Source organism: Flintibacter hominis (assembly GCF_014287965.1).
Classification (GTDB): Bacteria; Bacillota; Clostridia; order Oscillospirales; family Oscillospiraceae; genus Lawsonibacter; species Lawsonibacter aceti.
This window is the reverse complement of sequence record NZ_JACOPO010000003.1, coordinates 16,524-36,714: the sequence shown is the minus strand read 5'-3', so window position 1 is coordinate 36,714 and position 20,191 is coordinate 16,524. Positions and strand designations below refer to the sequence as shown.

Here is a 20,191-nt window from a genome sequence, read left to right as displayed (position 1 = left end):
TTACGAATAGCCGCAGCCCCAGACCGTATTGACAAACACCGGCTTTGGGGCGTTGCTTTCCCATAGAGCAGGTACCCAGAAGTAAATTCCGCCTTCGGAAATTCTCCAGCCCCCTGGGCCTAAGAATTTATGGCCGGACCCGTCGAGAGGGGAGGACAACGCCCAAACGCCGTCAGGCTTAACTGCCCCACTTATAGCCGTAGCCCCAGACCGTATTGACAAACACCGGTTTTTGGGCGTTATCCTCAATCTTGATCCGCAGGCGGCGGATGTTCACGTCCACAATCTTCAGCTCCCCAAAGTAGTCTTTTCCCCACACAGTATCCAGGATCTCTTCACGGGACAGGGCCTTTCCTGGGTTCTCCATAAACAGCTTGACGATGGAATACTCCACCTGGGTCAGCTTTACCTTCTGCCCATCCTTTTCCAGTGTCCGGTTCCTAGTGTTGAGCAGAAAGGGGGGATCGCTAATCTCATCAGGGCTGGCCGCCGTCTCATCCCCGCCTGTACGGCGAAATAGGGCGTCCACACGCGCGGTAAGCTCCGCCGGGGAGAAGGGCTTGGTCACATAGTCATCCGCTCCGGTCATAAGCCCGGTTACCTTGTCCATCTCCTGGGTCCGGGCAGTAAGCATGATAATGCCGATTTTGTTGTCCATGGCCCGGATACGGCGGCAGACCTCAAACCCGTCGATGTCAGGCAGCATGATATCCAGCAGGGCCACCTTAATCCCTGGATTGGCCTTCAGTGCGGCCAACGCCTCCTCGCCGGTTCCGGCCTCTATCGTCTGGTAGCCCGCCCGCTTCAAGTTGATGACCACGAAGCTGCGAATATTCTCCTCGTCCTCCAGGACCAAAATTTTTCTCATCTCTGTTTTCCTCCGTCGTCTGTCACTGGCTATACCAGTCTGCCTGGATCGTCCTGAAATACTCCAGCAGGCTGGTCTCGTCCAAGCCGCAGTCCCAGTCGCTGTCATAGAAGGCAGCGGAATAAATCACATTCTCCTCCTCCCGGAGAACAAACCGGCCCTCTCGTGTGGATCGGGCCGCCCGGTTCAGCCCGGTCAGCCGGTAAATGCTTAGGAAGGGCACAGGCTCCTTATCCTCTCCCTGCCAAAGAGAGAAGATAACCTCACGCTGGCCGATGACCTGGTCGTTGCGGGAAATGGTAATCTTGCCCTCCCACTCCTGTGGGATGACCAGATACCAAGAATCAGTCACATTGTGATAGGTGGTCATCACATGGTCCCGCTCCCCTGTTTCCTGATACTGATACCAGTCGATCAGCCAGAAATTGGTGGCGGCATTGTCTCCGTATACCGGCAGGCGGCTGGGAGAGGGCAGCTCTATCACATAGTCGCCGTTGATGTCAGTGGGGTCCACCTCAGTATAGCCCAGCATGACTTCCCGGCTTACCCCGGTCAGCGGATCCATTGTTAGATTGGTCAGCCGCCCATTCTGATAGGAGAGCACATCGATCACCCGCCGGCCGTCGGAAAGGGTGCTGGTCACATAGAGAGCCGGTGGATAGAACTCTCCTCCCAGGTAATTGGCTCGGATACGGGTCAGGGACACGATGCCGGCAGACAATGGCACGCTGCCCAAGCTGACCATGGCTCCATCTCTCCATCCGTAGACCTCCACATGGCTGCCCACGCCAGCGGAGTCAATACGGACCACTGCTACCTCGCTCCTGGTGTCCCGGTCAATATCCAGCAGACGGTAACCACTGGAGAAGGAGGAGCCCTCCGTAGCGGCACTGCACCGAGTCAGCAGCAATTCAGTGGCCAGCAGCTCCGCCCGTTCGGCAGGAGCCGCGCCCCATACCGTGGGGCCGGCCTCCGCAGCCTCCGTTCCTCCGGACACTGGAAGCATCAGCTCGTCCAGAGTATAGACACCCAGCTGATATACGCCAGTGCTGATCTGCCAGTTGACCACCAGCTCCTTATATCCGCTGCCGTTCAGGTCCACATAGTCTATGGAATAAATGGCCGAGCCGTCCCCCTCTACCACAGCGGACACCCGGTATTCCTCTCCTATCTGGGTAAAGATAAATATTTTAATGGACTTCTCAATACTGGGGATACGCAGGAAGGTGATCGCGCTCTCCCGGGTCCCATCCCCGTCCAAATCCTGGAGCTGGATGGTGGCAGTATTGTCGCCTGCCAAGATGACTGCTGTTTCCGCACTGGCGTCAAACTCCATTTCCAGGGCGGTGCGCACCTCCTGAATGACTGCGTTCAGCTTCTCATAGCCGGCTGACTTCTCCGGCTGGCGGTAGAGGTCCTGGGGAGACTGGAACAGGCAGCCGGACAGCAGCAGCATCATCAGCGCCGCCGGAAAGAGTATCTTATACCATTTTCTCCTCATGCCCTCCACTCTCCTCTCATTTCAGCCTTCTGCCGCTTCCCATAAAAATCCTATTTATCATCATACCACAAACCCGGTAAAAAGGATATACTTTTTTATTTATTGGTTTTCTAAGCTGGCAGCGGCGGATGTCCTTGGGAACTCGCTCTCCGGTACGGCTTCCCTCTTAATGCAGCCGGTATGGATATAAAAGCAGACCACCCGCGAGATGCGGGCGGTCTGTCAGTTTACCCTCAATTCGCCTGGGGCAAGGTGATACACGCTTTGAACAGGTCCCCATCCACCTTCAGCTGGAAAATGCCCCCCTGAAGCTCAGTCAGGCTTCGGGCGATGGACAGTCCCAAGCCGGAACCCTCGGTGGTGCGGGACTCATCCCCCCGGACAAACCGCTCCATCAGACGCTCCGGCGCCACGTTCAGCGCCTCTCGGGAGATATTCTTCACCGATAGGACCACCTGTCCGTGCCCCCGCTCCAGGTCCAGGTAGATTCGGGTGCCCTCCATGGCATATTTGGCACAGTTGGACAGCAGATTATCGATGACCCGCCACAGATGACGTCCGTCAGCATAGACCCAGGTTTCCCCATCCTGAAGATTCCTTACCACGGTCAGATGGCGGGCGGCCAGCTTCTCCTCCCACTCCCCTAGGGCCTGGTCGATCAACTGGACCATACCGATCTTCTCCCGGCTGACGGACAGCACGCCGGTAGACGCCTTGGACGCCTCCACCAGATCCTCCGTCAGCTTCTTCAGCCGCTGGGATTTGCGGTCCAGCACCTCAATGTATTCCTGGGCCTTGGGGTCGGTCTGCTCCGTAGTTTTTAACAGGTTGACATAATTTATAATGGAGGTGAGCGGCGTCTTCAAGTCGTGGGACACGTTGGTAATCAGCTCCGCCTTAAATCGCTCGCTTTTCATCTTCTCATCCACAGCACTGGACAGGCCCACCGAGATGTTATTCAGGTCCTCGGCCTGGAGACGCAGGTCATGGAACATCCTGTTGGTGTCGATCTGATGCTCCAAGTCCCCTGCGGCGATAGCCCGGCTCCCTTTTCGCAGGCGGTGGAACCCGATGGCCCACCAGGCCAGAAAGAGGAACACCACACCGTTGAGGCCAAACCACAGCAGCCCCGCCAGGCCGTTGTAGCGGGCCGAGGTAAACAGCATGACATTGGCAAAGAAATAGATCAAAAAGCCCAGGAGCACCTTCCAGATGAAGGGCAGGTTGACAATCAGCTCGTGGACAGTGCGCACTGTCCACCCGACCACCCTGCACAGCAGGGTGGTCCGCGCCAACGCCCCGGCCTTAACTCGGACCACCAGGGTACGCAGCGCCAGACAGATGACCCCGACCAGCGCCGCTGTGAGCAGGGAGAGGGCCAAATATATGACCCAGAGCACCCACTGCTCCTCCTGGGAATAGAAATGGACTTGCACGATGAATTGGTACAGGTAGTCCCCAAAATAGAGGCCTCCGGCGGCTAGGGCGGTCCCCACAGTCAACAGGAAAAACCAATGGAACTCCAGGAATATCTTATCCTGCCAGGAGAGTATGATCTCCTCTTTTCCCTCCTTATGTCCCGCCGACCACAGCAGAAATAGCAGGCACAGCAGACTGGCCGCCATCAGGGACAGAGCGGCGGTACACCGGGGGCGGAAGCTCTCTAGGGCCTGGTCAAAGCTGGTGGATAGCTGGTAAAATTCGTCTGCCCGGCTCTCATCCACGTTCAGTGGGAGCCCGCACTCAATGACCATCTGTTCCACGGCGCTCTTGCCCTCAAGCTCCGCCTCACCCGGCACCTGCTCGCTCCCCTGTCCCGACACGCCGATTGAGAATACATAATCATTTTCACTGTTATAGAGGTCGTATTCTTCCTGTGTAAAATGCTCGCCCACCACAAAGGTGGAGTACCACACGGAGGACACCGTCGCAGAGAGAGTCTCCCCCTCCTTCAGATTGGTGGCCAGGACCTGGCCGCCGTCGGCGGTCTTGACCTGAAACCGAAACCAGGTGCTTTCAGCGTCCATCCGCTCCTCCAGCTCCTCCAAGCTCTCCTGGATAGACTGGACAGCCAGATAAGACAGGCTCTCCCCATTTCGTTCCAGCTGGATGGCATCCGCCACCCCGCCGGCCAGCTGGCCCTCTCGGTCTCGCAGCAAAACATAGTAGATACCCGTCTGCTGCCAGTTCTCGGCACCCACGCAGGACAGAGCGGTCAGTGCCCTGTATCCGAACCAGCTACTAGAAAAAGCAAGGGCCAGCATCAGAAAGGCAGCCGTCAGTTTAGCCCATGGGCTCTTCCGTACCGCTTCCATTCAGGCCCCTCCCTTCTCCATCTTGTAGCCCAGCCCCCACACCACCTTCAGCCAGCGGGGGTCCGCCGGGTCGATCTCGATCTTCTCCCTCAGATGGCGGATATGGACGGCTACCGTGTTCTCCGATCCGTAGGCCGGGTCGTTCCATACCTGCTCATAGATTTGGGCGGAGGAGAACACCTGGCCGGGGTGGGAGATCAGCAGCTTCAAAATGTTGTATTCAATGGGCGTCAGCGCCACGGGCTCTCCATCCACTGTGACCCGTTTGGCACTGTCATCCATGGACACCGGGCCAACGGTGATGAGGCCAGTGCTCTTTTCTGAACCTCCCAGGCTGGTATAGCGCCGCAGCTGACTCTTGACCCGGGCTATGACCTCCAGTGGGTTGAAGGGCTTTGTGATATAGTCGTCCGCCCCGATGTTTAACCCCAGTATCTTATCTGTGTCCTCGCTCTTGGCCGTCAGCAGAATAATGGGCACATTGTTCTCCTCCCGCAGCTTGGCTGTGGCTCGAATCCCGTCCAGCTCCGGCATCATGATGTCCATCAGGATCAGATGGATCTCCCTCTGCTCCACAGCCTTGAGCGCCTCTCTCCCATTATAGGCCTTGACCGTCTGATAGCCCTCACTGGTCAAATAGATATCCAGCGCCGACACAATGTCCCTGTCATCATCGCAGATCAGGATAGTATACATGGTCCCTCTCCTCCCGCTTTCCATGCTTGTTGCTCTAAGGATAACATACAGAGTTTAAGTTGCAAGTGGGAAAATATTAAGAAGTGCTTAAATTGAGCAGAACAGGGGGCGGACCAGCAAAGCCAGTCCACCCCCTGCTGTTCTTTTTTAAGACGCCTTCTCCCTCGCTTCGTCCCCGGATCGTCTTCTTCCGCCGCGCCTCCGCCGCCGGCCGCCCAGCGCCTTGCAGGAATGGAGTTGACCCTTCATGGCCTCGGAGTATGCCTGGATGGTGGCATCCGTCAGAGGTGGGAGGGACAGCCTGCCCCGGAACAGCCCGTCCTCCCCAGGGCTCATCACAAACCGAACCAAGAATCTGCCGTGTTCGCGGCAGGGGAAGGTACCGAAATAGACTCCCTCCCGTCTGGAGCGCCACTGGATGACCCAACCTTTCTCCCCGCACAGCGGGCAGCTCATCAGACGGCTGGTTCGGCTATTCAGTCCGCTCCTGGCCGTTTGAAATGGCCCGATCTCGCGGCTGCTCCCCTCCGGTTCAGAGGTCCAGGTAAATTTTTTTACCCAAGCGGGCGACGACAGCTCGTCGATAGCCGCCGGGGTGATCCACTGGCTGACCACCGCCGTATAGACGCAGTCGTTCAGCGCGTTGTGAAATTCAAAGGGCGCTGGAACGCCGCAGTATTCCACCGCCCGGTACAGAGCCACGCTCTGGCCTGTGCCCACAGTGATGGAGAACGCGCGCTGGAGGTCCCACACCTTTTTTGACAGGTCGGCCTCCATCTTCCAGTACCGGCAGTTCTGGGCCAGCACCTCCATATCGCCGCTGCCCCAGGCGCCAAATTCCCGCTCTTCGCCGCACCAATCCAGGAAGGCTCCCATGGCCTCTGGAAAGGTGGTCTCCGAATCCAGGGACCGCCGCAGCTCCGGCAGATACCTGGCCATCTGTTTCATCTTCTTGTGGACGCGGGGCCGGATAAAGGCGCAAAAGATATCTGTAATGGGGCCACCCAGCCGGTCTACCCGCACCGCGCCGATCTGGAGGACCTCGTCTAAAACGGTCTTGTCATATCCCTGGTTCCACTCCAGGTCCAAAATGATCATCCTGTCACCTGCCTGTATCTTCTGTATACGACCATACCACATCCTCCTGGAAACGTCAATGGATATCCATGGTTCACCCGTCCCGCGCCTTCGACAAGGCGGCGCGAAAAACCACCCCGGCGGCCAGCGCATAGAATGACCGGGGGTGGTTGTATTGGGTCAACTTTTCCGCGGCGGCAGCCAGGAGCTGCTGGCCATAGCCGTCATACTGGCCCTACTCCTGGCCCAGGACCAGGACAGCGGCCAGTTAGGCCGTATGTCCGCTTTTTTTACCGTGCTGGGAGATATCCTGGCCCTTTTCGCCCTCCAGCCCGACCTTGTAGAGCAGTATCAGGGGCTCTGCTCCCTGCCGGCCAAGGAGTCGGACTGCCCAGCGGACAGGAGGCAGCACCTCATCGGCTGAAAAAGTCCTGGATCTCCTCCAGCCGGTCCACAGCGTCCTGATAGCCGGCCGCCCACAGCAGCCGCAGCTTCTCCGTGTTCCGCTCTGTCCGTGAGACGCCCAGGGTGGAACGGGGCGCGATGACCAGAAGCCGGCCCTCCCGCTCCGCGCGGAAGAGCTCCTCCCGGTCCTGGTTATAGACCTGGGCCCGCTGTTCCATAGCCGCCACAAAATTGGGATATTCCCGGTACTTCTTCCGCACCAGGGGCAGCAGCTTATCTGGCCTGCGCCGGTATTCCCTGGGCCTGGTCAGCACCACCAGAACACGGTCGCAGCCCTGCTCCAGCGCCCTCCGCCATGGGATAGCGTCTCCAACACCGCCGTCCAGATAGGGCTGACCATTGATATGATAGATGGGAAACATCAGGGGCATGGCGCAGGTAGCCTGGAGCACCAGGGACTCCCGGTCCTGCCGGGGGATCTCCAGATAGTCCGCCCCGCCGGTGTTCAGGTTGGTGACCACCGCCTCCGCCTTTCCGGGATAGGCCTGAAAGGCGTCGTAGTCAAAGGGGACCAGCTCGTTTGGGATAGTCTGATAGGAAAACTCCAGACCGAAATAACTCTGATTCTTCTTATCCGCCAGATTACGCATCCCCATGTAGCGCCGGTCGGGGGCAAAGCGAGTGACCACCTCCAGATTTCTGCGGGGCTGCCGGGACAGATAGCTGACGCCGTAGGCCGCCCCTGCCGACACCCCGATGAAATAGTCTGTCATGATACCGCCCTCCAGCAGGCCGTCGCACACCCCGCTGGAAAAAATGGCACGGAGGGCCCCGCCCTCCAGGACCAGTCCTGTTTTCATAGGTTTTCCTTTCTTGACATACTAAGAGATAAGAGCATTATACCCCCTATCTCCCGTCCTTTGCAATCGAATTGACAAAAAACTCTGCCGGGGGTATGATTTTTAATATCAGGCAACTGGGACAGGCAGTGCCTATCCTCGGCTGCTTTGTATCATTTTGAATGGAGAAAGGTTGGTCATCATGGCCCGTATCTATACTGGAATCGAGCCGCTGGTGGGAGGAACACCTCTCCTGGCACTGACACGCTACGGAAAAGCCCACCACTTCACCGCCACTGTTCTGGCGAAATTGGAATACCTTAACCCAGCCGGCTCTGCTAAGGACCGGGTGGGGCTGTCCCTCATTCTGGACGCGGAGGAACGGGGTCTGCTCAAGCCAGGCGCCACCATTATCGAACCCACCTCTGGCAACACTGGCATTGGTCTAGCCTGTATCGCTGCCGCACGGGGATACAAGGTCATTTTAACCATGCCGGATACCATGAGCGCAGAGCGGCGGTCCATGCTGGCGGCCTATGGTGCCCAGCTCGTCCTCACCCCTGGCGCCCAAGGGATGCAGGGAGCGGTGGGAAAAGCCCAGGAGCTGGCCGCCTCGATCCCCGGCAGCTTTATCCCCGGCCAGTTTGAAAATCCAGCCAATCCCCGTGCCCACTACCAGACCACCGGGCCGGAGATCTGGCGTGACACAGATGGAAACGTGGATATTTTTGTAGCCACTGTTGGGACGGGTGGGACTTTGTCCGGTACTGGCCGGTATTTGAAGGAGCAAGATCCCAATATCAAGGTAGTAGCGGTGGAACCTGACGCCTCTCCCCTGCTGTCCGGGGGCCAAGCCGGCCCTCACGGCATACAGGGCATTGGGGCCAATTTTATTCCCCAGACCCTGGATTGTTCTGTCTACGACCAGGTTATCCGTGTAAGGGATCAGGACGCCTTCCAGGCTGGGCGGGAGCTTGCCCGGACCGAGGGAGTGCTGGCCGGCATCTCCTCCGGTGCCGCCCTGTGGGCGGCGGGAGAGCTGGCCCGACTGGAGGAGAACCGCGGGAAGACCATCGTGGTCCTCCTGCCCGACTCTGGGGACCGATATCTCTCCTCCCCCATGTTTGCAGACTGACCGGAGCTCCCCGCATCCGTTGCTGGATGCGGGGAGCTTTGTCTGAAAGGCAGGATCTTTTCTGGTAATTTCTGTGTTCGCATAATTTGGCTCCAATGGCAAAAGAATAGGGATACACCTAATTTTGAAGGAGGTATCCCATGAATCGCTTTCATCCGTTCCGCCGGGTCATGGCTCCCATCCTAGCCCTGGCTCTGGCCTTTACCCTGTCCCTTCCCGCCTCCGCTTTCTTCTGGAATAAAAAGGAGAGCGCCGCTGTCAACGACTTCTCCAAAAACGGGCTTATCGGCACCATCATCTCCTTCTCTCTGGAGGACTTCGCGGTCACCGGAGATAAGAAGACCCAGCTGACTGCCATCACCATCGAGAGCCTGCCTGACCCCGGCGCTGGCACACTAGTCATCGGCGGCCAGCCCCTCCAGGTAGGCACTGTAGTAGACTGTACCGCTCTGGACGGGCTCCGGTTCCAGAGCTCTCCTGTCCCCACCGTGACCACCACCACCTTTACCTTCACCCCCAGCCTCGCCCCCACGCAGGACTGCGGGCCCGTTACCGTCACCTTGTACCTTCTGGACCAGGAAAATCAGGCCCCAATCGCTCGGAATATGGAGCTGTCCACCTATAAAAACGTGGCCATCACCGGATATTTCGACGCCGTGGACAGCGAGGGGGACGCCCTGTCCTTCCAGCTCACCTCCACCCCCGCCCGGGGCGCTGTGACTCTGGCAGAGGACGGCTCCAGCCAGTTCGTGTATACCCCCTATGAGAACAAGACAGGGAGCGATTCCTTCACTTATGTAGCTGTAGACCCCGCTGGCAACACCTCCGCGGAGGCCAAGATCACTGTCCACATCGAAAAGGCCGACACCAAGGTGACTTATGCCGACATGGAGGGGAATCCCGCCCATAAGGCTGCGATTCACCTGGCCGAGGAGGGCATCTATGTGGGCCAGTATATGAACGGCCACTACTTCTTCGACCCCAAGCAGCCCGTCAGCCGGGCCCAGTTCTTGACCATGGCCATGGCCGTGTCTGGTCTGGAAGCCATGGAGGGTGTAACACTCACCGGCTTCTCTGACGACAGCGCCATCCCCACCTGGGCCAAGGGCTCTGTTTCCGCGGCTCTGAAGGCCGGCACCATCCAGGGCTCCAAAGATGAGAGCGGCGCCCCCGTCTTTGGTGCGGATACCCCGATCACTCGTGCCGAGGCCACAGTGATGCTAAACAACCTGCTGGACGTGACTGATGTGCCCGTAGAGGTATTTTCTTCTGACAGCCAGGGCCACTGGGCCTCCCAGGCCGCGGCCAACCTAGCCTCCTCCGGCGTCATCCGAATGGAGAGCACCGGCGCCGCAGCTCTATCCAATCAGCTGACCCGGGCCGAGGCGGCCGAGATGCTGGACGGGGCCATGGATGTGCTGGCTGACCGGGAGGACGGCTGGCTGCCCTGGTGAAGCTAAGTCTCCATTCGCCCCCGCTTCGCCGTGATCCCCTGACTCAGACAAAGCAGCGCCGCTGGAAGCTTCCTTCCAGCGGCGCTGTTTCATTTTGTTCTCAATCCTCGTCAGCCGCGGCGTCATAGATAGGCCGGGAGCCGGTGCTCCCCGCCTGGGGCACAGCAGACGCTCCAGCGGCAGCCCGGAAGCTGGCCCGAGACTTCTTGATCTCATCATAGGCGGCAGCCACTGCCTCCTCCGTACGACGCAGCACATCTTCGCAGTATTCGTTGGCCGACCGCTTCAGATCCCGGCTTCGCTCCTCAGTCTCCCGCTTCAGATCGTTGGCCTTCTGCTTGGCCTGGAGGGTGATGACGTCCTCCGCCAGCAGCTGGCGCGCCTTATCCTCCGCCGCCTTGCGGATGGAGTCGGCCTCGCGTTTTGCGGAGGCGACCAATTCAGCCCGGTTGGCCATCATCTTTCTGGCCTCAGACAGCTCTACCGGGAACTGGCTTCGGATATCGTCGATTAGATCCAGCGCCCGGTCCCGTTCGATCATACACTTATCACCGGAGAGAGGGACGTTCTTCGCCTCGTCAATCATCTCAAAGAGCATATCTAGCAATTCTTCTACTCCGCTTGCCATGCCATTACCCTTCCTTTCTTTCCATCTGCCCCATGCGCTGGTTCACATCGTTGACGATCTCTCTGGGGACGAAGTCCGCCAGATTGGCTCCGTAGCGGGCCATCTCCTTCACGATGGTAGAGCTGAGGTAAGTATATTTTTCACTGGAGGCCAAAAACATGGTCTCCAACTTGGGATTCAGCTTGCGGTTAATGACCGCCATCTGGACCTCCTGCTCAAAATCCGATACCGCCCGCAGGCCCTTGACCACCACATGAGCCCGACGGCGCTTGGCGTATTCCGCCAACAGCTCGTTGGAGAAATCCACCTCTACATTGGGGAAACGGGCGGTGGAGCGACGCAGCAATTCCACCCGCTCCTCCGGGGTGAACATCCCCTGTTTTTTGGAATTGACCATGACGCACACGATCAGCTTGTCAAAGCAGGCGGCAGCCCGCTTGATGATATTCAGGTGCCCCAGAGTCACTGGATCAAAACTGCCGGGATAGATGGCAGTACTCATCGTCTATCACTCCCCGCCCGGCGGCAGACTGTCAGCCTGATCTTGCCGTAGCGATACTCTCTCCCCCCTTCATAGGGGGGCGGCAGGGCGGGCAGCTCCCGTTCCGCCGCACTTTCACAGATCATTATACCATGTTCCCGAAGAATGTCAAACTCTGTGATCCGCTCCACGCTCTTCTCCAGCAGCTCCGTGTGGTAAGGCGGGTCCAACAGGATGACATCAAATTTTTCTCCGCAGGAGGAAAGGAAGGACAGGGCGTCCCCTTGGACTACCCGAGACCGCTCACTCAGGCCGGTCAGCCTCAGGTTCTCCCGAATCAGGGCGGCGGCCTCCTTTCTCATGTCCACAAAGGTACAGTGGTCCGCACCCCTTGACAGGGCCTCGATGCCCAGCTGACCAGTTCCGCCAAAGAGATCCAGCACCCTTCTGCCCTCAATCTCGAACTGGATGATATTGAATAGGGACTCCTTGACCTTATCTGTGGTGGGGCGGGTATCCATCCCCTGAAGCTCCTTCAGTCTTCTGCCTCTAGCCGAGCCGGAGATTACACGCATGTTTTTTCTTCCTTTCCTTTGCCGTACTTGGACAATGTTTCAGGCTTCTGATCCATTTTCTTCCAGAGCCTGTCTAGTATCCACATCCTCAAGTTCCCGTGGGGTGTCCACTTGGATTCGCTGACACCGTTCCCCACAGGCCTCCAGGACAGCCCGCCCACCCCGGTCGCCGGTGAGATCCAATAATCGGGGTATCAGCTCCGCAGAAAAGAGGGTGGGATTGCCTACCCTATCTCCCCAGGCGGCGGTGGCGGCCAGCAGTCCGGGCCGGGCCGCATCCAGCAGTCGGGACACAGTCCCCGCCCCCAGCCAGGGCTGGTCCGCCACGGCAAACAGCAAAAAATCCTCTGGAGCGAATCCATCCAAAGCTTGGATAGCGCTCTTTATTGTAAAGGATAATCCCTTGTCACTTTCAGGGCTATCCACAACCCTGGCGCCTAACGCGGCGGCCATCTCCCGAATCTCCAGATAACTGGAGACCACGGTCAAGGTACAGTCTTCCCGCCTTTGGACCAAATCAGCCAGCATATCCAGGCCATATCTATAAAGTGATTTTCCTTTCCAGTTGTAGAGCAGCTTGTTGCTTCCAAACCGGCGGCCGCTGCCTGCGGCCAGATAGAGGATGTGCTTACTCATCCCGGCCAAGGAGCACCTTTTCCGGCGTGATGGGCAGGGAGTGGTGCCGCAGGCCGGTGGCCCGGTACACGGCATGGGCGATAGCCGGGGCCGGCGTATTGATGACGATCTCCCCAATTGACTTTGCGCCAAAGGGGCCAGTCTGCTCATAGCTGGATTCAAATTCCACCTGAAGCCTGCCCATATCCAGACGGGTTGGGATCTTATAGCGCATGAGGGAATCCTCCCGGATACGCCCCTCCCTGTTGTAGGTCACATCCTCAAACAGTGCCATGCCAATCCCCTGAACAATGCCCCCCTCGGTCTGGACTCTGGCCAGATTGGGGTTGATGGGCGTGCCGCAGTCCACCACGGCCGTATAGTTTAAAACCTTTACAGCTCCAGTTTCTTTGTCCACCTCCACCTCGGCCATGCCTACCATAAAGGGCGGCGGCGAGATGGGGGAGGAGTGGGAAACCGTGGTCTGGACCGCTGTTCCGTTTCCGCACATGGACTTGGTAGCGATATCAAAGAGGGATACCTGGGCGGATCCGTCCAACCGACGCACCGCCTTCCTGGCGTACTCCACTTCCTCTCTGGGGCAGTCCAGCAGCTCCGCCCCAATGGCGCAAAGCCGCTCTTTTAACTCGGCACAGGCTTTCTCCACAGCCTTTCCGGTGACATAGGTGGTGCTGGAGGCATAGGAGCCGGAATCATAGGGGGAGGCGTCGGAGTCAGCGCCAAAGACAGCTACTTCATCCACCTCGCACTCCATACACTCGGCGGCCATCTGGGCCAATATAGTATCGCACCCAGTCCCCATGTCCGCGGCGCCGATGGTCAGGTTAAAAAATCCCTCGTCACTCAGCTTGATAGTGGCGGAGCCCACGTCCACCCCAGAGATGCCGGACCCCTGCATGGCCATGGCCACGCCGGCCGCCCGAATCTTTCCGCCGCCCAAATCCCGGACGGGGTACTTCTCCTCCCAGTGGAACAGCTCCTTACAGCGGGTCATGCACCGGTCCAGGGCGCAGGCGTCCGCCCGCTCGTTATAATAGGCGGGCATGACCTGCCCTTGGCGGACCATGTTCTTTTCCCTCAGGACCACCGGGTCCATTCCAAGCCGGTCAGCCAGCTCGTTCACCGCCGACTCCACAGCAAAGATACCCTGAGTGGCCCCATAACCCCGGTAGGCCCCGGCAGACTGGACATTGGTGTACACCACGTCATAAGCGAAGCGGAAGGCCTCCAGGCTGTTGGTATACAGGGGAATGGATTTGTGGCCGGACAGCCCCACTGTGGTAGGGCCGTGCTCACCGTAGGCCCCGGTATTGGATAAGGTATACACATCCAGGGCCCGGATGGTCCCATCCAGGCTGGCTCCCAAGCGCACCTTGATCTCCATCTCGTGGCGGGGAGAGCCGGCAGTCTGGCACTCCTGCCGGGTATAGATCATCTTGGCCGGCCGGCCCGTCTTCCAGGTGACCAGAGCGGGGTATACCTCAGCCACCACCGTCTGCTTGGCCCCGAAGCCGCCGCCGATGCGGGGCTTCTCCACATGGATCTTGGACTTTGGGATATCCAGAGCGTTGGCCAGAATACGCCTGACATGGAATACGATCTGAGTGGAGCTGACCACATGGAGCCGGCCATAGGGGTCCATCTCCGTATAGGTGCGGAAGGTCTCCATCATGGCCTGCTGGCAGGCTTTGGTGTGATAGGTCCCCTCTACCACGATATCACACTGGGCGAGCACCTGGTCCACATCCCCGTCCTGGCAGCTCTCGCTGGCGCACAGGTTGCGGCGGTTGTCCGCCCCCACAGGGCACAGGGACCGCCAGTCCTCCTCAGGGTGGACCAGGATCATGTTGTCCTTGGCGGTGTGGTAGTCCAGTACAGGCTGGAGGACCTGGTAGCGAACCCGAATGCGCTTCAGCGCCCGGTCCACCGCCCCTTCGTCCTCCCCGGCCACGATGGCCACAGCGTCTCCCACAAAGCGCACCCGCCGGTCCAAAATGAGGCGGTCGTAGGGGGAGGGCTCTGGATAGGTCTGTCCGGCCATCGTGAACCGCTTTTGGGGCACATCCTTATAGGTAAAGATGGCAGCCACGCCGGGAATGCTCTCGGCGTTTTCCGTGTCGATCTCCTCAATTAGAGCGTGGGCGTGGGGGCTGCGCAGCACCTTGACCACCAGACAGTTCCGTGGCGTCACGTCGTCCACATAGGCGGGCTTGCCCAGGAGGAGGGCCATGGCGTCCTTTTTCCTGACCCCCTTGCCCACGATCTTAAGCTCCTGCTGGTCCATCACGCCTTCCCTCCCTTTCTGCTGTCCAGATAGGCCCGGATGCCCCGCAATTGCCCCTCATAGCCGGAACAGCGGCACAGGTTGCCCGCCAAAAATGTCCGTATCTCCTGGTCCGTGGGGTCCGGATTCTCCCGGAGCAGGGCAATGGTATTGACAACAAAGCCGGGATTGCAGAAGCCGCACTGCTCGGCGCCCTGGTCGGCAATGTAGGTGACAAACGCCTCCGCCTCCCTCTGAAGGCCCTCCAGGGTCTGGACCGTCCGGCCATCCGCTCTGGCCGCCAGTACGCTACAGGACAAAACCGGTCTGCCGTCCAGCAGCACTGTACAGGCGCCGCAGTTGCTGGTCTCGCATCCCCGCTTCACACTGTAGCAGCCCTGGTCCCGCAAAAAATCCAGCAGCAGCGTATCCGGCCGCACCGAAGCGCTGACAGCCCTTCCATTTAGATTCAGGTTGATCTCCATATGTCACTCCACCCCTTCCAGCTTCAGCAGTCCCCGGCGGACCAAAACCGGACAGAGCGCCCTTCGGCTCTCTTCGCTGCCCAGGGCGTTTCCCCCTAGCTTCACTCGCTGGGACAGTTCAAGGGCGAATGCCTGGGCGATTTCCCGGGTAATACCTCCGGCCAGCAGGCCTCTCTCATCGCTATAGGTCCGGGCCACCATAGGACGGGCGCCCACCGCCACCCGATATTCCTCCTCCCGGCGGACAATGGCGCAGGCGAGGAGAGGAAAATCAGTGGCGCTGTTTCGCTGGGACAGGTATACCGCCCCTGTCACACCTTTGGGGACAATGACTTTGGTAAGGATGTCCCTGGAAATATGACTCTCACAGAAGTCAGCCAGCGGCATCACTCCGGCGTGATACAGCTCCACGCGGGCCCCCAGGGCCATCAGAATGGTCAGGACATCGGAAAAGCCGAAGCGTCCAAAGACGCTTCCTCCCACAGTGGCACAGTTCCGGAACTGTACCCCCACGATATGCTCCACGCTGTTAGAGATGGCCCCCCTTGTCAGCTCGTTGAGCCCAGGGTGTTTCTCCAGCTCCCGCAGGGACACCATGGCCCCTATCTCAAAGGCGTCCTCCCTCTCCGTGATCTGGTCCAGCCCTAGGCCGCACAGATCAATGGCGGCGCCCACCTTTCTGTCCTGCATCTTCAGCCAGAGCATTCCCCCCAGCACCACGTTATTGCGCTTCTGACACAGCTCATAGGCCTCCTTCAGACTTTGGGCCTTGACATACCGGTCGATGGTCAGCAAAGCGTTCCCCTCCATATCTTGATCGGCACAGATGTCCGTCATAATCCACGGGATGCCGCAGCGGCACAGCCAAATTGACTCTTGCCTGGCGGCATCATCATTCAGCGGCTATTATACCATCCTTTTTCTCCTTTGACAAACAAAAAACGACGCCCTATTAAAGGGCGCCGCTTCCCGTTCAATCGGGCAGACAGTAAAACCTGCCCTCCGCTTCCCGGCGGACACGGATGGAGGGATACAGCCTTCTCAATGCCGCCTGGAGTTCCTCCTCCCTCCGTTCGGCCACTGTAATATCGTCCACCAGCCTTCCTCCGTCCAGCAGGAGCAGCCGGTGACAGCGGTCCAAGGCCAGGGCCGGGTCATGGAGGACCATCAGGGCGCACTTTTCCCCCTCCACCATCTGAGTGATCCGGTCAAAGAGCAGGGCGGTATTGTCAAAGTCCAGGGCAGTGTTGGGCTCGTCCAGCAGCAGGATCGGGGCGTCCTGGGCTGCCAATCGTGCCAACTGGACTAGCTGGCGTTGTCCCTCGCTGAGTTGGGCACAGTCCCGGTCCAGCAGGTGATCCACTTCAAACCGGGCCGCCGCCGCCCGAACTCGTTCCCGCTCCTCTCTGTCTCCCCCGGAGAGGGGACCCGTCCAAGGGTAACGGCCCATGGCGATAACCTCCCCCACCAACAGACCGGGAAGCAGCCGTGCCCTCTGGGGGAGCAGCGCCACCTTCCGGGCCTTCCGCCTCGGGTCCCAGCCAGCACAGTCCTGTCCATCTAGGAGTACAGTCCCCTCCATCACCTTGGCCCCGCCAGTCAGGCCTCGGAGCAGCGTGGTTTTTCCACACCCATTTCTCCCTAGGACAGCGGCCAGCTCCCCCTTGCGGATAGAGAAAGAGATGTTCTGGACCACCGGCCTTTGATAGCCTGCGCTGAGGTCCCGTACCTCCAGTAGCTTATCCATCCCGGCCTCCTCTCTGCCCCACCAGCAGGGCCAGCAGTACCGGCACACCAAAACATACTGTCCAGATGCTCAAAGGCAGCTCTCCTCCACCGGCTAGGCTTCGGGCCAACAGATCGGCGGCCAGCAGGATATCTCCTCCCACCAAGGCGCACAGCGGCAGATAGGGTCCGCCCCGCCGGCCCAGGAGAAGGAAGGCGATGTGGGGGGCAATCAGCCCCACAAAGGCCACCACTCCGGCCACTGACACCACCGCCGCCACCATCAGCGTGGTCAGACCAAGCAGCAGGCTCCGCCACGGTCCAGGGGCAAGGCCCATGGTCCGAGCGCTCTCCTCCCCCATGGAGAGGATGAGCAACCGCTGCCGGAACAGAAAGATGAGAAGGGCCGGGATAAGGATGGCAGCCGCCGCAGGCCACACCTTATCCGCCGTCATAGCGGCCAGGCTGCCCATGGTCCAGAACTCAATGGCGGCCAGCTCTCCCTCCGGGTCAGCCACAGTCTTCAGCACCATCAACCCGGCATCCGCCGCCGAGGAGATGATGACCCCCGCCAAGATATAGGTCCCCGTCCGCTCCAACCCGGCCCAGCGCACCAGGGCCAGGACCAGGACCAGCGAGGCCATTCCCATTAGGAAGGCGCCTCCCATGATCTGGGCGGAGGTTCCGGCCCCCAGCACAATAGCGCAGGCCGCTCCCAAGGAAGCCCCTGAGGCTACCCCTGTCAGGTCCGGGGAGGCCAGAGGATTGCCGAACAGCGTCTGATAGACTCCGCCAGCCAGACCCAGGGCCCCGCCGGCCAGCAGCCCCATCCACACCCGCGGCAGACGGAGTGTCCACAGCACCTGGGCCTGGGTGGTCCCCTTCCGTCCCCCAGCGAGGATGTCCCATATTTCATTGGAAGAAAGGGGGAAGCTGCCCACCTGTACCGAAACTAGGACCAGAGCCGCCATTAGGACGGCTGCTATCCCCAGGGCCTTCCCACTCCGACCAAACCGTTTCACAGGCCGCATCCCCCTCCTTTCGTTACTTGGTGATCAGGCTCCCATCCAGTTGAAAGCCGTAGAAGGTCTGATAGAAGTCCTGCGCGTCGGCCACAAAGTCCGCAAAGGGATAAACGTCCTCATGGAGGACGCTGGTCAGCCACATTGTGCCCAGAATGCCGGAGGGGATGGGAGAGTCCCACTCCTCAATGCCGCTGGGCATGGCGTAGACCGCGCCGCTCTGGACCGCTGGAAGGGAGGCCAACTGGGGATCCCCTAGAATATCCTCAACCGTATACTCCGCTCCCGCTGGGATAATGACCACCTCCGGCGCCATGGCCAAGACGCTCTCATAGGATACTTCGGCCCAGTAGTCCCCCTCCAGGCCAGCGGCCACATTGGTCCCTCCGGCGCCCTCGATCAGAGAGCTCTGATACATAGCGTCCGGGGCGGCGGTAAGGTAGGAGGAGTTCCCCGCCAGATAGACCAGCGGCCTCTCCGTCCCCTCGGTGAGCTGGGCCATCCGGTCCAGCTGTTCCTCATAGTAGTTTGTCAGCTGGGCCGCCCGGTCCTCGACCCCGCAGGCCTGCCCCAGCAGCTCCAGCATAGTCACTAGTCCTTCATGGGTTTCAGGCTCCACGACCATCACCGGAAGGCCCAGCTCCTCCAGGGTATCCGCATAGTCCATCAGCTTCTTTGGCATGACCACCAGATCCGGAGCCAGAGCGGCCACCGCCTCTACATCCAGTTCTTTCATGGTGCCCACCTGGGGCTTTTCCAGCAAGGCAGAGGCCGCCATATGATAGATCGGACGGGTATCCGCCTTTTTTTCCAGACCTACCACCCGGTCGGCTACGCCCAGAGCAATCGCCGCGTAAGTGGTCACATAATAGCAGCTTACCACCGTCTGGGCCGGACCCTCCAGTTCTACCTGCCGCCCGGCCTGGTCCGTAAAGGCGACTATCCCCTCCTGCCCGCCGCTTTGGACCTCAGCGGAGCCAGTGGCCGCCCCCTGGCTCCCACTGGAAGCCGCGGGGCCGTTCTTCTGGCCACAGGCGGCCAAGGAAAGGGTCATCACAGCTGCAATGGCCAGTGCCAGCAGCCGCTTTTGAAAGTTTATCTTCATCTCTCTATCCCTCTTTATCTTTTGTCGATCTCTGGTCGGCAAATGCCGAGCGTTATTCTAACACAAGAATATCCCTTTGTCAAAAACACCCCTGCCCGTCGGGCAGGGGTGCTCTCAGCTACTGAAAATATTGTGCAAACGCCTTTTGGGCCGCCTGCTCTACTTGGGCGCACATGGCCTCATACCGCTCCAGCAGATCCCTGCCTTCCGGGGTAAGTACGGAGCCTCCTCCTTTGGGGCCGCCGGACTGGCGGTCCAGCAGGGTAAAGCCCCACTCCTTTTCCAGCTTACGCAGCAGGGTCCACGCTTTGGAGTAAGACATCCCCATGGCCTCCGCCGCCTGGTGAAGAGAACCGCCCTCCTCCACACCGCGGAGCAGCCGCATGGGGCCGGGGCCAAAGCTCTTGTCCTGCCGGTAGAGCCTCACGGTCAGATGATAGCGCAGATGCTCCATTTCTTACCCCCTTAAAATTCGATCCCAGGGCGAGCCTGTGTCCCGCGGTCAAAGGGGTGGCTGTGGCAGACCATCTCTGTTGAGTAGTGGGCCGCCTCCTTCATCCAATCCGCGGGCTCCCGGCCAGTAAGCACTACCTCACAATGCTCCGGCCGGCCCAATACAGCCTGACGGAGCATTTCCCGGTCTACCGCGCCAAGCTGCCAGGCCGCACAGGCCTCGTCCAGGATCAGCAGGTCACAGGGGACCTGGAGAGCCTGATGAAGCAGTCTGGTCTGCGCCTGCGCCAGTTCTTTTCGCTCCGCCTCCGACATCTGGAAGAAGAACCGATCTCCAGCCGCCCCAGAGTATATCCTGGCCCCCAACCGCTCTAAAGGGGACAGTTCCCCGCTCATTCCCCCTTTTAAGAACTGGACTACGGTGACTCCCATACCTTTTCCAAGGGCCCGGAGGGCCAGCCCCATAGCCGCTGTCGTTTTTCCTTTTCCCGTTCCCCAGTAAAGGTGGACCATTCCCCGCTCCATGCT

The 20,191-nt window shown here is 59.6% G+C and carries 21 protein-coding genes; 3 read left to right on the top strand and 18 right to left on the bottom strand.

Annotated elements, in window-relative coordinates; all coding sequences use genetic code 11:
* Window positions 1-178: 178 nt before the first annotated feature.
* The 5 genes from H8S11_RS05360 to H8S11_RS05340 form a co-directional block, all read right to left on the bottom strand.
* The gene (locus tag H8S11_RS05360) at window positions 179-868 is read right to left on the bottom strand and encodes a response regulator transcription factor (RefSeq protein WP_147571216.1); all 690 of its coding nucleotides are present in this window, start codon (window positions 866-868) and stop codon (window positions 179-181) included.
* A gap of 22 nt (window positions 869-890) precedes the next feature.
* Window positions 891-2,369 (bottom strand): VCBS repeat-containing protein, encoded by a 1,479-nt coding sequence (locus H8S11_RS05355; protein WP_186852471.1) that lies wholly within the window; start codon window positions 2,367-2,369, stop codon window positions 891-893.
* A 233-nt stretch (window positions 2,370-2,602) separates the two neighbouring features.
* Window positions 2,603-4,684 carry a sensor histidine kinase gene (locus tag H8S11_RS05350; protein WP_147571218.1) on the bottom strand — a complete coding sequence of 694 codons (2,082 nt, stop codon included), beginning with the start codon at window positions 4,682-4,684 and terminating at the stop codon, window positions 2,603-2,605.
* Entirely contained in the window at window positions 4,685-5,380 is a 696-nt protein-coding gene (locus H8S11_RS05345; protein WP_147571219.1) for a response regulator transcription factor, read from the bottom strand.
* A gap of 147 nt (window positions 5,381-5,527) precedes the next feature.
* Window positions 5,528-6,478: a 3'-5' exonuclease gene (locus H8S11_RS05340; RefSeq protein ID WP_186852470.1), complete on the bottom strand. Its 951-nt coding sequence runs from the start codon at window positions 6,476-6,478 to the stop codon at window positions 5,528-5,530.
* A 154-nt stretch (window positions 6,479-6,632) separates the two neighbouring features.
* Here H8S11_RS05340 and H8S11_RS05335 point away from each other — a divergent pair, with 154 nt between their 5' ends.
* Window positions 6,633-6,881 carry a hypothetical protein gene (locus H8S11_RS05335; RefSeq protein WP_186852469.1) on the top strand — a complete coding sequence of 83 codons (249 nt, stop codon included), beginning with the start codon at window positions 6,633-6,635 and terminating at the stop codon, window positions 6,879-6,881.
* On the opposite strand, the gene H8S11_RS05330 is transcribed toward H8S11_RS05335, so the two are convergent.
* Window positions 6,871-7,722: a patatin-like phospholipase family protein gene (locus H8S11_RS05330; RefSeq protein WP_186852468.1), complete on the bottom strand. Its 852-nt coding sequence runs from the start codon at window positions 7,720-7,722 to the stop codon at window positions 6,871-6,873. The two genes, H8S11_RS05335 and H8S11_RS05330, sit on opposite strands and share 11 nt — an antisense overlap.
* Before the next feature lie 181 nt (window positions 7,723-7,903).
* Here H8S11_RS05330 and cysK point away from each other — a divergent pair, with 181 nt between their 5' ends.
* Together cysK and H8S11_RS05320 are read left to right on the top strand one after the other, a co-directional pair.
* Window positions 7,904-8,836 (top strand): cysteine synthase A, encoded by a 933-nt coding sequence (gene cysK / locus H8S11_RS05325; RefSeq protein WP_186852643.1) that lies wholly within the window; start codon window positions 7,904-7,906, stop codon window positions 8,834-8,836.
* A 140-nt stretch (window positions 8,837-8,976) separates the two neighbouring features.
* Entirely contained in the window at window positions 8,977-10,290 is a 1,314-nt protein-coding gene (locus H8S11_RS05320) for a cadherin-like domain-containing protein (RefSeq protein WP_186852467.1), read from the top strand.
* A 100-nt stretch (window positions 10,291-10,390) separates the two neighbouring features.
* Here the strand turns inward: H8S11_RS05320 and H8S11_RS05315 are convergent, their stop codons facing one another.
* The 12 genes from H8S11_RS05315 to H8S11_RS05260 all read right to left on the bottom strand — a co-directional run bounded on the left by H8S11_RS05315 (window position 10,391) and on the right by H8S11_RS05260 (window position 20,188).
* Window positions 10,391-10,918 (bottom strand): hypothetical protein, encoded by a 528-nt coding sequence (locus H8S11_RS05315; RefSeq protein ID WP_147571224.1) that lies wholly within the window; start codon window positions 10,916-10,918, stop codon window positions 10,391-10,393.
* 4 nt (window positions 10,919-10,922) lie between these two features.
* Window positions 10,923-11,420 (bottom strand): pantetheine-phosphate adenylyltransferase, encoded by a 498-nt coding sequence (gene coaD / locus H8S11_RS05310; protein WP_186852466.1) that lies wholly within the window; start codon window positions 11,418-11,420, stop codon window positions 10,923-10,925.
* A complete protein-coding gene (rsmD, locus tag H8S11_RS05305; RefSeq protein ID WP_366460867.1) occupies window positions 11,417-12,010 on the bottom strand; it encodes a 16S rRNA (guanine(966)-N(2))-methyltransferase RsmD in 594 nt (197 codons plus the stop codon). The genes coaD and rsmD overlap by 4 nt, the downstream gene beginning before the upstream one ends.
* A gap of 3 nt (window positions 12,011-12,013) precedes the next feature.
* On the bottom strand, window positions 12,014-12,610 hold the full coding sequence (locus H8S11_RS05300; RefSeq protein WP_186852464.1) for a nucleotidyltransferase family protein: 597 nt from the start codon (window positions 12,608-12,610) through the stop codon (window positions 12,014-12,016).
* Window positions 12,603-14,894: a xanthine dehydrogenase family protein molybdopterin-binding subunit gene (locus H8S11_RS05295; protein ID WP_186852642.1), complete on the bottom strand. Its 2,292-nt coding sequence runs from the start codon at window positions 14,892-14,894 to the stop codon at window positions 12,603-12,605. The genes H8S11_RS05300 and H8S11_RS05295 overlap by 8 nt, the downstream gene beginning before the upstream one ends.
* Window positions 14,894-15,358, bottom strand: coding sequence for a (2Fe-2S)-binding protein (locus H8S11_RS05290; RefSeq protein WP_147571228.1), 465 nt, complete (start codon window positions 15,356-15,358; stop codon window positions 14,894-14,896). Before H8S11_RS05290 ends, H8S11_RS05295 begins: the two co-directional genes overlap by 1 nt.
* A gap of 3 nt (window positions 15,359-15,361) precedes the next feature.
* Window positions 15,362-16,195, bottom strand: coding sequence for an FAD binding domain-containing protein (locus H8S11_RS05285; protein WP_243200948.1), 834 nt, complete (start codon window positions 16,193-16,195; stop codon window positions 15,362-15,364).
* A gap of 136 nt (window positions 16,196-16,331) precedes the next feature.
* Window positions 16,332-17,105, bottom strand: coding sequence for an ABC transporter ATP-binding protein (locus tag H8S11_RS05280; RefSeq protein WP_186852463.1), 774 nt, complete (start codon window positions 17,103-17,105; stop codon window positions 16,332-16,334).
* The gene (locus H8S11_RS05275) at window positions 17,098-18,105 is read right to left on the bottom strand and encodes a FecCD family ABC transporter permease (RefSeq protein WP_240287874.1); all 1,008 of its coding nucleotides are present in this window, start codon (window positions 18,103-18,105) and stop codon (window positions 17,098-17,100) included. Before H8S11_RS05275 ends, H8S11_RS05280 begins: the two co-directional genes overlap by 8 nt.
* 22 nt (window positions 18,106-18,127) lie before the next feature.
* Window positions 18,128-19,210 (bottom strand): ABC transporter substrate-binding protein, encoded by a 1,083-nt coding sequence (locus tag H8S11_RS05270; protein WP_207721922.1) that lies wholly within the window; start codon window positions 19,208-19,210, stop codon window positions 18,128-18,130.
* A gap of 118 nt (window positions 19,211-19,328) precedes the next feature.
* The gene (locus H8S11_RS05265) at window positions 19,329-19,664 is read right to left on the bottom strand and encodes a winged helix-turn-helix domain-containing protein (protein WP_186852461.1); all 336 of its coding nucleotides are present in this window, start codon (window positions 19,662-19,664) and stop codon (window positions 19,329-19,331) included.
* An 11-nt stretch (window positions 19,665-19,675) separates the two neighbouring features.
* The gene (locus tag H8S11_RS05260; RefSeq protein ID WP_186852460.1) at window positions 19,676-20,188 is read right to left on the bottom strand and encodes a cob(I)yrinic acid a,c-diamide adenosyltransferase; all 513 of its coding nucleotides are present in this window, start codon (window positions 20,186-20,188) and stop codon (window positions 19,676-19,678) included.
* Between the last annotated feature and the right edge of the window lie 3 nt (window positions 20,189-20,191).